This window comes from Methylovirgula ligni, from assembly GCF_004135935.1.
Lineage (GTDB): Bacteria > Pseudomonadota > Alphaproteobacteria > Rhizobiales > Beijerinckiaceae > Methylovirgula > Methylovirgula ligni.
This window is the reverse complement of the sequence record NZ_CP025086.1, coordinates 1,926,526-1,939,325: the sequence shown is the minus strand read 5'-3', so window position 1 is coordinate 1,939,325 and position 12,800 is coordinate 1,926,526. Positions and strand designations below refer to the sequence as shown.

The window sequence follows — 12,800 nt, the reverse complement described above, 5'->3', positions numbered from 1 at the left end:
TCCGCGCTCTTCGCGCCGGTGTTGCTGGCTTTCGTCATCTCCCGGACGACGAGAACGCTACTTTCGCGCACCGGTCGCGCGGCGATAGAATTCGATGATGCCGGTGCCGTCGGTCAGCTCGAAAAGATAGGTCAGCGCCCAGATCGCCGCATCGGCGTGATCGGGGCTGCCGGGGCCGTTAAAGCCTGCGGCGGTGAAAGCGCAGAGCTGATCCTCGAGCTTCGGAAACCGCCCGGCGTGATGGACCTGCCGCTGCGCATAACGCACCGAGATCGGTTCGGCCCGCACAGCCTTGCCGCGGCTCGCAGTGACGAGCCGCACCGGCACGCCCGGATCGGCCGCCTGGATGGTCGCGCGCACCATCTCGCCGCCGAAGTTCGATTCGGCGACAATGCAATCGGCGCGAAATTCGTGAAATGCTGTCACCGCGCGGCGGCCCCAGACCGCGGGCGCCTCGCGGCAGGAACGGTCGGCGAGAATGTAGCACTCGCCGTCCATGCCTCGCGCCGCGACGATAAGGCCGATCTCGTCGGCGCCAAGATCGTCGCGCCCCGCCGCACCGGAAGGATCGAGCGCGACGACGACGCTGGCGCGGGCCGGTTCGCAGATGTCGGCGGGATCGCAGCGCGCCGCCTCGATGATTTCATAGCTCCACAGCGCTGCCTCTATCTCGTCGAGATAGACGCCTTCATAAAAACGCTTGCGCTGGCGCTCCGGCAGATTGGCGAGGCTCTCTAGAAATTCCGGCGCGAGATTTTCGGTATTGTCGACGGGGTTGAGAAAAGAGCGCGCGTAATTCTTCGGATCTTTCAGCTTCTGCATCGAAACCGGATCGCGCTTCTCACCGAAGAGCAGATTGGTCCAGTGCGATTTCGCGACCGGGTTCAGATCGACATAAGCGCGCTGCTTCAAGCCCTCGACTTTCTGCGCCAGCCGCGTGAAGGCAACGAGTGCGGAAGCGTAGGGAATCTGCGACGCCTCGTTGAGGAAGATACTGACATATTCGAGGCCGAGAATTTTCTCGACACGTTCCTTGTCGTCGAGGCCGCCGATCCAGATGCGAGACTTGTTCGGCAGTTCGAAGAAGCCGTCCTGGCGCGCGTGCCGCAGTTTGAGTTTCGGAAAGCAAAGCCGCGCCACATTCGGCAGCGTATCGAGCGTGATCGAGGCGCGCGCGGCATTGGCGTGAAAGCGCAGAATGGCATGGCGCGAACCCGGCGCCTTCAACGCGCGGGCGAGGATGGCGCGCGTGATGAGAAAGGTCTTGCCCGAGCGCGTGCCGCCGGCAAGGCATGTATAGCGTTGCGGCCCTTCGAGGAGACGGCGCGCCGCCTCCTGCCCCGGGCTGAATGACGGCATCGATTTCCCTTGGGAATTGCTACAGGCCAAAACAAAAGGCCACCGCGTTGCGATGGCCTCGAAACTTCTTTGTGACGCGTTTTCTTTACGCGAACCGGTATCCACTTCGCTCGAAAACGCTTTCAGCAGCAGGCATAGGTCCGGCGCTGCAATGCGCGTGTTATGCCTCACAAACTGTCGCGCGGTCAATGGATCGGCGGGGTGCGGTTTTGCGAGTTCGTACAATGCTCAAGACAGGCGAAAGCCTCTCCGTCATGGCCGTGCTCGTCACGGCCATCCACGCCAAAGGCATTGTTCAAGGATGATGAAGATGCGGCAGCGTCAACACACGGATGCCGGATCAAGTCCGGCCATGACGCGCACGAAGACGTCTGCCAATCGGGAGCGAAATCAGCGCGCAGATCGGGTGCTGCAATGCGCGTGTTATCGCTCGCAAATTGTCGCGCGGTCAAGAACGGCGCGAAAGTCGATTTCAGTATTTCATACTCGCGCGCAGCGAGGAATTGTCGTCATTGCGCGCGAAGCGAAGCAATCCAGAATTGCAGCCTGGATTGCTTCGACGCTTCAGCAGCCGGATCAAGGCTTCGCGTGTGAGACCACGCTTGATGGCGGCGGCGTCGTAGCGCGCCGCGGCCTCCGGCGTCAGGCGCAGGCTGGTCGCCGTCGCGTCGCGGAAGGCAAGTCCGAAGCGCTGCGCCTGGCGATGCACATTGTTCGGCGTCGAAGCGATCAGCGGATCGTCGGCGATGCGCTTGGCGCCGAATCCCTGCCCTACGAGAAAGCCAAGCCGCGCGACGCGCGCGCTCGTCCAGGAGGTTTTTTCAGACTGAGATATTTTCTCAGATTGCATGACGGTCTTCCTCTTTGCTGAGGCAACTATTAGGTAATTATACCTTCATGTCAACGGTAAAATTACATAATGCAGATCGCAGAAAATCGGTCAATCTACCGTTATGGAACTCGAAGACATTCTGGGCCGCGTCGAGACGCGCCTGCAGGCTCTGGGGCTCTCCGCCCACGCCGCCTCGCTCGCGGCCAGGAAGCCGGATGCGATCCGCAATCTGAAGCGGGCGGTGAAGAACGGCGATCGCCGCGGCATCACGACCGAGACGCTGGCTGCCCTCGCGCCGGTGCTGAAGACGAGCGCCTCCTGGCTCCTCGAAGGCGCGAGCGCCTCCTGGCTCCTCGAAGGCGTCGGCGATCCCAATGCCGGAACTGAGGTGAAAGTCGCCGGGCGGATCGGCGCCGGCGCCGAGATCCTGCCGGAATACGAGCAAATTCCGGAGGATGGGCTTTTCGAGATCAGCGTGCCCTTCGCCACGCCGGCGGATACGATCGCCTTCGAGGTTGAAGGCGACAGTATGTGGCCCCGCTATGATTCCGGTGATGTCGTCATCTGCTGGCGGCAGAGCGAAGATGCGGAGAATGTCGTCGGCCGCGAGGCGGCGGTGCGCACGCGCGACGGCCGGCGCTATCTCAAACGGGTGCGGCGCGGCGCTGTCGCCGGCACCTACGACCTCGAAAGCCACAATGCGGCGCCGATTCGCGGCGTCGAAATCGTCTGGGCGGCGGCCATTCAGGCCGTGGTCCGGGCTGGCCAATGGCAGCGGATCGCATCAAGTGCCCGCTCCGGCATGTAAGGTAATATTACCTTTATAAGGTATAATTACCCATTACAATGCGTCTTCTTACCGGAGGACGCCATGCTCATTCCACACGACCCCGTCGAAGCCCTGCGCCTGCAAGCCCGGCGCACCGCCGCTTTTCTGGTGAAAGCCCGCGCCCGCGATTACGCGCGGCGGCCGATGCTGATGGAAATTCTGTATCCCGGGCTTGGCGCCGCCGATCCGGCGGTTCTCATCGCCGTCGCCGAACATCTGCTGCGGCGCGAGCGAAAAAATCCGCGCCGCTGGTTCGGTTTTGGTGGCGAAGTCTGCGCGCTGAACGCGAAGGCAGCTCTGCTGCTCGGCCGCACGCTGCGGCGCGCCAGCGCCGCGAACCGAATATCAGTGTGTTGAATCTTCGTCGGCAACGGCCGCCTCAACCGGCGCCTGGCCATCCCGCTTCGGCCGCAAACGCACGACGACATCCACCTTGATGACCTCGTAACCTTCCGGCGCCTCGAACTGGCCAGCGAAGTTGAGGTTCTTTGCCGCTATATCCGTCACGCGGCCGGTGTCTTCATAGTAATAATGGCAATGATCGGTCGTGTTCGTATCGAAAATCGTCTTGCCGCCCTCTACGGTGAAGCTGCGGACCAGACCCACCTCGGCGAAAAGATTGAGCACATTATAGACCGTCGCCAGCGAGGCGAACATGCGCGCTTCCTGCGCCTCGGCCGCCAGAACGTCGGCGGTGATATGGCGATTTCCCTTGCCGAACAGGAGCTTGGCCAGACCTAGGCGCTGGCGCGTGGCGCGCAGCCCGTATTTCTCCAGCAACGGGCGGATCTGGCCGTTGCCGGGTGGCGCCATCTGTTCGCGTAATTGAAATGCCATCGCAGGTCCCGATCTCCTTAAGATTTCAACTGTAACAAAAATCGCGCCAACCACGCAAGCGGCGATTCCGCACCGCACGATCACAAAATCACATAAAGACTTGCTTATATCCTTATTGCCTTGGCCGCGATGATCGGTTAGACCGACCCGGAATTCAAGGAGTATCCATGACCCATTCGATCGCCCATTCCGCCATTACTGATCTGGGGCTTGCCGCCTGGGGGCGCAAGGAGATCGACATCGCCGAAACGGAAATGCCGGGGCTGATGGCGACGCGAGCCGAATATGGTCCCTCGCAGCCGCTCGCCGGGGCGCGGATCGCCGGTTCGCTGCACATGACGGTGCAGACCGCCGTGCTGATCGAGACTCTGCGGGCGCTGGGCGCTGACCTGCGCTGGGCCTCCTGCAATATCTATTCGACGCAGGACCATGCCGCCGCGGCGATCGCCGCCGCCGGCATTCCGGTGTTCGCGCGCAAGGGCGAGAGCCTCGTCGATTACTGGGATTACACCCACCAAATCTTCGAATGGAGCGACGGCGGCGGTCCGAACCTCATCCTCGACGACGGCGGTGACGCGACCCTGCTCATCCATTTCGGCGTGCGGGCCGAGGCCGGCGACGTCGACTTCCTCGACAAGGCCACCAACGAGGAAGAGGAAGTGCTCTTCGCCGCCATCAAGCGCCGGCTCAAGGAAAATCCCGGCTGGTACGGCCGCATCGCGGCCGGCATCAAGGGCGTCAGCGAGGAGACGACGACCGGCGTGCACCGGCTCTACATCATGCACAAGGAGGGCAAGCTCCTCTGGCCGGCGATCAACGTCAACGATTCGGTGACGAAATCGAAATTCGACAATCTTTACGGCTGCCGCGAATCGCTTGTCGATGGCATCCGCCGCGGCACCGATGTGATGATGGCCGGCAAGATCGCGATGGTGGCGGGCTTCGGCGATGTCGGCAAGGGCTCCGCTGCCTCGCTGCGCAACGCCGGCTGCCGTGTCATCGTCTCCGAGGTCGATCCGATTTGCGCGCTTCAGGCGGCGATGGAAGGCTACGAAGTCACGACCATGGAAGATGCGGCGCCGCGCGCCGACATTTTCGTCACCTGCACCGGCAACATCGATGTTATCCGGCTCGAGCATATGCGGGCGATGAAGGACCGCGCCATCGTCTGCAACATCGGCCATTTCGACTCGGAGATCCAGGTCTCAGCCTTGCGCAATTTCCGCTGGAACAATGTGAAGCCGCAGGTGGATGAAATCGAGTTCTCGGACGGTAAACGGATCATCCTTCTGTCGGAAGGCCGCCTCGTCAACCTCGGCAACGCGATGGGCCATCCTTCGTTCGTGATGTCCGCCTCGTTCACCAACCAGACTTTGGCGCAGATCGAGCTGTGGACCAAGCAAGGCGAATACCAGCAGGGAGTCTACACCCTGCCCAAACATCTCGACGAGAAAGTTGCCGCCTTGCACCTCGCCAAGGTCGGCGCCAATCTGACGAAATTGACGCCGGAACAGGCCAATTATATCGGCGTGCCGCAATCCGGCCCCTTCAAGCCCGACCAGTATCGTTATTAGGGTCGGGCCGCGCTAGCGGCGCTGGACCTTGCTGCGAGGGATATTGGCTGCGCGCCGTTCGGCGAGATAATCGCTCTCGATTTTTCCCGCCAGCGGCGACTTTGCAGCAAACTCCCACCAGATGGCATCAAGCGGCGTTGCCGGATCCCTTGCGATCCAAGGCTTATTGGCGCCGGCGTAATGAATGATCCAGGGGTCGCAAAACCAGAGATCGCGGATCGCGGCCCAATCATCGACCTGCTTTTCCCCTAGTAGTTTCTTCGGCAAGAAGCGGGCGCGCCGCTTGGCGCAAGGCGCCTGCGCGTTCCAGCGCGCGTCCAGCCGGACGAAATTGCCGCTCACATAGCGATTCAAAGAATCCTGGTCCGGGTATTTGAGCCTATGCTCTGCAAGGAAACTGACCACTTGCCTGCCGAGTCCGCGTTCGCGCCATTCATCGAGATTGATGAGAAGAACCCCCGAATTCATGTAGGGAAATGAGTCGAGATTTCCGATCCCGAGAACCTCTTGGATATAGTCGCGGAAAATATAGGCTTTGCCCTCATAAACCGCACGGTAACGGTCCCATTCCCGGCTTCCCAGGAGATGCGCAAAATCCGGAACTGCGGCGAGCGGCACGCCACTCACGTCGGTATCAAACAGCGGCGACAAATCCGCGTTGATGACCGTATCGGAGTCCAGATAGACGACCTTCGTGAGATCAGGCAGAATCTCCGGCAGCCGATAGCGCAAATAGGCCGTTGCGGTGATGTTCTCGCGGATCGGAAAGTCCGCATAGGGGTTGGCGACGGGCAGGACGACGACCTCGAACGATGCCGTTTTGGACGCCCTCGCAACGCAGTGCAATTCCTCGGAATCGTAAGGCGTTACCGCGAACAGTCTGACCGGACGCGCCGCGTGGGCATGCTGCCGCAGCGAGGCGATCAGAGCCGCGGCGCCATAAAGGGCTTTTGCGTCGAAGCAAGTCGCAACGTCGATTATACCCTTCAACCTTGCCTCCCGGCTTCCCTTACGGAAGCTCGTGGGTTAGCCCGGGCCAAATCGAGGTGGGATTCACATCTGCGTCAAATCACTCAACTGTGTACCAAACGGACAAAGTATTTCGTCCGCCGCGGATGGCGGCGACATGTTGTAAATAGGTGATTCGAGCGGGGGCGTGAGCGATTCGGATGCTGCGCCCGGCGTCACGATGAGGGTGCAATGGGCGGACGAGCACGGCAGAAGGGCGGCTCAAACACGCAACATAGCGACGTCGGCGGACGCTTGCCTCTTTTGGCGTCACTCAAGCTTGCGATGGCGTGTGCCCTGGCCTGCGCCGCCACGCCGGCGCTCGCCGAGCCCGGCTATCCCGCGCTCGTGTTCGAGCATATCCAGGCCAATCAGGACATTCTCGGCCTCTCGCTGCTTGTCGGCCTCGTCATGTTCTCCGCGGTCACCGCGCTCTTGCATCTGCGCGAATCGCGCAAATGGACGAAGCAGGACGTGGCCTATTCGCTTGAACTCAACAATATGCGCGCCAAATTCGATCGCGCGCAGGTCTTTCTTGCCGCCGAGCCGCAGATCATCATCGCCTGGGACGGCCCGGACAATGAAGCTGAAATCGAGGGCGATCTGAGCCTCGTCACCGACCAGCCGATTGCGCGGCGCATTCTCGGCTTCGGTTCCTGGCTGCCGCCGGATTCAGCCCAGCACCTGGAAACCGCAGTGGAAAAATTGCGGGCGCGCGGCGAGGCTTTTCACTTCAACGTCGAAAGCCTCGCCGGCCGGACGCTCGAACTCGACGGTCGCGCGGTGAGCGGGCGCGCCGTCATGCGCATCCGCGATGTTTCCGGCGACCGCCTCGAAGCCGCGCGTCTGCGCGAACGGCTGCTGCGCTCCTACAGCGAGCTTGACGCGCTTCGCGCGCTGCTCGATTCGACGAGCTACCCGGTCTGGCTGCGCGATCGCGACGAAAAACTCGCCTGGGTCAGCGCCGCCTATGTTCGCGCCGTCGAGGCCAAGGACGCCGCCGACGCGCTTTTGCGCGGAACGGAATTGCTCGAACGCACGACGCGCGATGCCGCGATCGAGGCGCGCAAGGGCGGCACCATCTGGCGCGGCCGCGCCGCCGCTGTCGCAGCCGGGCAGCGCCGCCTCCTCGATATCATTGAAGTTCCGGTGGCGCTGGGTGCGGCCGGCATCGCCACCGATATCTCGCAGATCGAAGCGCTGCGCGGTGATATGGAGCGACAGACGAAAGCCCATGCCGCGACGCTCGACCAGCTTTCGACCGCCGTTGCCATATTCGACCGCCGCAAGCGGCTCGTCTTCCACAATTCCGCCTATCGTCAGCTCTGGTCGCTTCCGCCGGCCTATCTCGACGAACTTCCCTCGGATTCCGAAATCCTCGATCGGTTGCGCGCCGCCCGGCTTTTGCCCGAGCAAGCCGACTTCCGCGCCTGGAAAGACAGCGTTCTCTCCGCCTATCAGGCGATGGAGACGACCGGGCAGGTCTGGTATCTGCCCGACGGGCGGACGCTGCGCGTCGTCATCAATCCCAATCCGCAGGGCGGCGTCACCTATCTCTTCGACGACGTCACCGAACGCTTCCATCTCGAATCCCGCTTCAACGCGCTGACCCGTGTGCAAAGCGAGACGCTCGATACGCTGAAGGAAGGCGTCGCCGTTTTCGGCACCGACGGGCGGCTTAATTTCTTCAACCCGGCCTTCGCCCAGTTGCTCAAGCTCGATCCGGCGCAGCTCGGCGACAAACCGCATATCGACCGGATCGCCGCATCCTGCACGATCTTCGCCAAGGATGATCCCGTCTTCGCCGCGATCCGCAGCGTCGTCACCGGGCTCGACGATCAGCGCACGGGCTATCAGGGGCGGATCGCGTGCCAGGACGGCACCGTGCTCGACAGCACGGCGCAGCCGCTGCCCGACGGGGCGGCGCTGCTCACCTTCATCGACGTAACGGCGAGCGTCAACGTCGAGCGGGCGCTGACCGAACGCAACAAGGCGTTGATCGATGCCGAAAGATTGCGCAACGATTTCGTCCATCATGTTTCATATGAGTTGCGCTCGCCGCTGACCAATATCACCGGCTTCATCGAATTGCTGGGTGATCCCGCCACCGGCCCGCTCAACGCAAAGCAGAGGCAATATGCCGGCTATGTTACGAGTTCGTCCTTGGCATTGCTGGCGATCATCGACAATATTCTCGACCTCGCCTCGATCGACGCCGACGCGCTTGAGCTGAAGCCTGAGAAGGTCGACATTCGCGAAACCATCGATCTCGCGGCCAAAGGTGTGCAGGATCGGCTCGCCGAATCCTCGATCCATCTCAAGGTCGAAGCCTCAGATGATGTCGGCACGTTCGTTGCCGACGGCCAGCGTATCCGGCAAATTCTGTTCAACCTGCTTTCCAACGCCATCGGCTTCTCGCAGCCAGGCCAGACGGTCGTGCTGTCGGCCTTGCGGCGGGGCGACGAGATCATCCTCAAGGTCAGCGATCAGGGCCGCGGTATTCCGCCCGAGGTGATCGACGACGTGTTCAAACGCTTCAAGACGGATAGCCTCGGCTCGAACCATCGCGGCGTCGGCCTCGGCCTCTCGATCGTGCGCTCGCTGGTCGAATTGCACGGCGGCCGCGTCGAGATCGATTCCGCGCCCAATCGGGGCACCACCGTAATCTGCATATTTCCCGGCCAGGCCACACGTTAGCCAAAGGCGTGCGAGACAAAGCGGGGGGTATCGCACCTGCCGCGGGCGGCCAGGGTTGCATTTGCGATTAAGTTTCGCGTTGATGCAGCAATTGACCTGAGGAGTATCGTACAGATGGCGTCGAGCCTGTCGCGGCAAAAGTCTCATGCGACATGGCGGATCGCGCTTCCCGACGAGGCGCAGACCGCGACGCTCGCCGTCCAGATCGCCCACTGGCTGAAGCCGGGGGATATGGTGACCCTCAGCGGCGAACTCGGAGCCGGCAAGACGGCCTTCGCCCGCGCGCTGATCCGCAGCCTGACGGGCGACGCCGATATCGAAGTGCCAAGCCCGACCTTCACCTTGATGCAGATTTACGACGGGCTCGATTTCCCCATCGTCCATGCCGACCTTTATCGCATTCGCCACCCCGATGAATTGGAAGAGCTTGGTTGGGACGAGGCGGCGGAGGGCGCACTCGTTCTTGTTGAATGGCCGGATCGCGCCGGCGAGCGCCTGCCCCCGGACCGGCTGGATATTGCCCTGGCTCTGGATCCGGCGCAGGACGCCGGTTTCCGTAGCGCGACGCTGACCGGCTATGGCACATTCGCGGGGCGGCTCGACATTGCCCGCGCCGTCCACAACGTGCTCGCCGAATCCGGCTTCGCCGATGCCGAGCGGCAGTTCATGCAAGGCGATGCCTCGACCCGCACTTACGAACGGCTCGTCGGGGCCGACGGCGCCACCGCCGTGCTGATGATTTCGCCGCCGCGCGCGGACGGGCCGCCGATCCGCTTCGGCAAATCCTACGGCACGCTGGCGCATCTCGCCGAGAACATCCGTCCCTTCGTCGCGATCGACAAGGGCCTGCGCGCCGAAGGCTTCTCGGCGCCGGAGATTTATGCCGTCGATCTCGATGTCGGCGTCGCCGCCCTCGAAGATTTCGGCGGCGAGAGCGTCGTCGGCGACGGCGGGATCGTCACCGAGCGCTACGCCGAATCCGTCGCGCTTCTGGCGCGGCTGCATCAGATGAGTCTGCCGGAGAGCCTGCCCGTCGACGGATCGAAAGAATACAATATTCCGCCTTATGATCTTGACGCGCTATCGGTCGAAATCGAGTTGCTCCTCGATTGGTATGCGCCGCATATCGCCAAAGCCTCGCTGACCTCCGGCGCCAAGGCGAGCTTCGTCAATCTCTGGCGGCATACGCTGCGCGATATCGTCGCCGGGCCACGGACCTGGACGCTGCGCGACTTTCATTCGCCCAATATCCTCTGGCTCGGCGAGCGGCAGGGCAGCGCGAGGGTCGGCCTGATCGATTTTCAGGATTGCGTGCTGGGCCATCCCGCCTATGACGTCGTTTCGCTGCTTCAGGATGCGCGGGTCAGCGTGCCGCCGGAGGTCGAACTCAAGCTCCTCGGCCATTATGCCCAATTGCGCCGCATCGCGGACGCCGGTTTCGACATGGCCGGGTTTGCCCGCGCCTATGCGGTTCTGGGGGCCCAGCGGGCGACAAAAATCCTCGGTATTTTCGCGCGCCTCGATAAGCGCGACCACAAGCCGCAATATCTGGCACATCTGCCACGTGTAGAGGAAAATTTAGCCAAGGATCTCGCGCATCCCTTGTTGTCCGGTCTCAAGGGCTGGTATGAAACGCACCTGCCGCGCCTCTTCAATCGGAGCGCGTAGCGCGCTTTCCGATCGCCCGGCCGGGCGTATGTCAGATTTGTGCAGGTCGTCGCCTTGCCCACGAAGTCTTCAATGCCGGATAAGGCGATGGTTTTTGCGGCGGGTCGCGGCATCCGGATGCGGCCGCTGACGGAGACGATCCCGAAGCCGCTCATCAAGGTCGGTGGCAAGCCGATGATCGACCATCTTCTCGATCGGTTTGCGCTTGCCGGAGTCGGCACGGCAGTCGTGAACGTGCATCACCTGGCCGATCAGATCGAAGCCCATCTCGCCGCTCACAGCGCTCCGAAGATCGTCATCTCCGACGAGCGCGATCTGCTGCTCGATCAGGGCGGCGCGATCAAAAAGGCGCTGCCCATCTTCGGCGATGCGCCATTCTTTCTCTGCAATACCGACGCCTTCTGGGTCGAAGGCGCCAAGCCCAATCTCGACCGCCTTGCCGCGGCATGGAACCCGGACAAGATGGACGTGCTTCTGCTCGTCGCCGCGACGCCGACAAGCTCCGGCGTCGACTGGCCCGGCGACTTCACGATGGACGGGTTCGGCCGCCTGACCAAGCGCGAGGAAAGACGCGTGGCCCCCTTCGTCTATACCGGCATCGGCATCATCAAGCCGGAGCTGTTCGCGCGCGCGCCGGAGGGACCGTTCCGCCTATTGCCTTATTTCCTCAAGGCCGCCGAGACCGGACGCCTGCACGGCCTGCGGCTCGACGGCATCTGGCTGCATGTCGGCACGCCCGCGGCGATCGACGACGCTGAACGGCTGATCGCGCGTTCGGTGCTTTAGGACCTCGGCATTCTGGCCGCCACCGACACTGGCCCAAAATTTCCGCTTCAGCCGCCGCATCGTTTCGAAAAGGCGGGGATTTCGCTTGAGCGCCCGCTTGAGTCTTGACCCCTCCGTGCGGAGCGCGGCGAATAGGTGTCCGCGCAAGCGCACCGGCAGGAAAACGTCGAAAAGCTCAATTCTCCGATCGCAATATTGCAGCTTGTAGCGCTCCTCGCCCGGCCCGCAGTCGAACTGTGCGACGCCTTTCTGGCATTGCGACGCGATCAGCTTGTTGATGAGCAGAACGCCCGGGCTTGTGCGCGCGATCTCAGGATCGGTGTCGATGGAATTGACCGCGAAACTGAAACAACCGGCGTGCGTTGCCCCGGCGATGGTGGCGACGATGCGACCACCCGCCGTCAGCGCATAGAATTCGACCGCGGCGGCCGTCGCGGCGGGACGCCCGAGCCGCGTCCAGAAGGTCTGCATCGCCGGATCGGAAAAATCCGCGTCAATGTCGTGGTCGTGAAAGCGGACGATTCTTTGCGCGAAAAATGCGGTGAGGATGGCGTCGGCGCGCGCCGGCGTGTCATTGGCGATCAATTCGACCGGACCGAGCAATTCGGCGAGCCGCGCTTCCTTCACGCGCAATTGCCGGCGCGCGTTGCCGGACAATTTCGATGCGAGAAACTTTCCGCTGTCCGACTCCAGCCGCGTTGACAGGACGACGTGCGGGCTCGGCTGATGCGGCAGAAGCGCGAGCGGATTGCAAAATCCCGACCATTCGAAAGGCTGATCGCGCAGAGCGAAAACGTCCGGCGCGGCGCCGCCAAGCTTGGCGGCCGCGGCGCGCAGCAGCTCTTCGATATCCGCGCGCGTCCAGACGACGCCCGGCCGGCAGAGCGGCATGTCGAAATTGGTGGCCTTCTCGCCAAGAAAGCGTCCGATCCGCAGAGGCCCGGCCGTCTTGATGCCGAGACACAGCAGCAGGACCGGACGGCCGTCGCGATCCTTCGCCGCAATGAACAGCGGCGCGATCTTCTGCGCCGTGCCCAGGGTTTCAATCCAGGGGATGAGAAAGGCGCGCGTCTGATAGATCGAGACCGGCGCCGCGGTTTCGAGTTCCTCCCAGATGTCGTGCACCGCTGCCACGTCGCGAAAGACTTCGACGGCGGCAAACGGCCGGCTGCCGATCGCTCCAGAGTCCATTTGGCGTCAAGATTCTTGT

General features: G+C 62.6%; 10 protein-coding genes and 1 pseudogene. 6 read left to right on the top strand and 5 right to left on the bottom strand.

Annotated elements, in window-relative coordinates; translation table 11 throughout:
- Nucleotides 1-57: 57 nt before the first annotated feature.
- The gene (locus tag CWB41_RS09300) at nucleotides 58-1,359 is read right to left on the bottom strand and encodes a phage terminase large subunit (protein ID WP_115836979.1); all 1,302 of its coding nucleotides are present in this window, start codon (nucleotides 1,357-1,359) and stop codon (nucleotides 58-60) included.
- Nucleotides 1,360-1,831: 472 nt separating this feature from the next.
- Nucleotides 1,832-2,209: a hypothetical protein gene (locus CWB41_RS09295; RefSeq protein ID WP_181902970.1), complete on the bottom strand. Its 378-nt coding sequence runs from the start codon at nucleotides 2,207-2,209 to the stop codon at nucleotides 1,832-1,834.
- Nucleotides 2,210-2,312: 103 nt separating this feature from the next.
- Here CWB41_RS09295 and CWB41_RS09290 point away from each other — a divergent pair, with 103 nt between their 5' ends.
- Nucleotides 2,313-2,999 (top strand): S24 family peptidase, encoded by a 687-nt coding sequence (locus CWB41_RS09290; RefSeq protein WP_115836980.1) that lies wholly within the window; start codon nucleotides 2,313-2,315, stop codon nucleotides 2,997-2,999.
- A 63-nt stretch (nucleotides 3,000-3,062) separates the two neighbouring features.
- Nucleotides 3,063-3,377: a hypothetical protein gene (locus CWB41_RS09285; protein WP_115836981.1), complete on the top strand. Its 315-nt coding sequence runs from the start codon at nucleotides 3,063-3,065 to the stop codon at nucleotides 3,375-3,377.
- Here the strand turns inward: CWB41_RS09285 and irrA are convergent.
- Nucleotides 3,366-3,857 carry an iron response transcriptional regulator IrrA gene (gene irrA / locus CWB41_RS09280; protein WP_115836982.1) on the bottom strand — a complete coding sequence of 164 codons (492 nt, stop codon included), beginning with the start codon at nucleotides 3,855-3,857 and terminating at the stop codon, nucleotides 3,366-3,368. The genes CWB41_RS09285 and irrA overlap by 12 nt on opposite strands.
- A gap of 167 nt (nucleotides 3,858-4,024) precedes the next feature.
- Here irrA and ahcY point away from each other — a divergent pair, with 167 nt between their 5' ends.
- Nucleotides 4,025-5,431, top strand: a complete 1,407-nt coding sequence (gene ahcY / locus CWB41_RS09275) for an adenosylhomocysteinase (protein WP_115836983.1) — start codon at nucleotides 4,025-4,027, stop codon at nucleotides 5,429-5,431.
- Between the two features lie 12 nt (nucleotides 5,432-5,443).
- Here the strand turns inward: ahcY and CWB41_RS09270 are convergent, their stop codons facing one another.
- Nucleotides 5,444-6,421: a glycosyltransferase family 8 protein gene (locus tag CWB41_RS09270; RefSeq protein ID WP_115836984.1), complete on the bottom strand. Its 978-nt coding sequence runs from the start codon at nucleotides 6,419-6,421 to the stop codon at nucleotides 5,444-5,446.
- 303 nt (nucleotides 6,422-6,724) lie between these two features.
- Between CWB41_RS09270 and CWB41_RS09265 the strand changes: the two genes are divergently transcribed.
- The 3 genes from CWB41_RS09265 (at nucleotide 6,725) to CWB41_RS09255 (ending at nucleotide 11,590) form a co-directional block, all read left to right on the top strand.
- On the top strand, nucleotides 6,725-9,136 hold the full coding sequence (locus CWB41_RS09265; protein WP_115837129.1) for a sensor histidine kinase: 2,412 nt from the start codon (nucleotides 6,725-6,727) through the stop codon (nucleotides 9,134-9,136).
- A 114-nt stretch (nucleotides 9,137-9,250) separates the two neighbouring features.
- A complete protein-coding gene (gene tsaE, locus CWB41_RS09260; protein WP_181902971.1) occupies nucleotides 9,251-10,804 on the top strand; it encodes a tRNA (adenosine(37)-N6)-threonylcarbamoyltransferase complex ATPase subunit type 1 TsaE in 1,554 nt (517 codons plus the stop codon).
- Nucleotides 10,805-10,876: 72 nt separating this feature from the next.
- Entirely contained in the window at nucleotides 10,877-11,590 is a 714-nt protein-coding gene (locus CWB41_RS09255; RefSeq protein ID WP_245411301.1) for a nucleotidyltransferase family protein, read from the top strand.
- Between the two features lie 261 nt (nucleotides 11,591-11,851).
- Here CWB41_RS09255 and CWB41_RS16375 read toward each other — a convergent pair.
- Nucleotides 11,852-12,481, bottom strand: a pseudogene (locus CWB41_RS16375) (GNAT family N-acetyltransferase); the annotation flags it as partial.
- Nucleotides 12,482-12,800 lie beyond the last annotated feature (319 nt).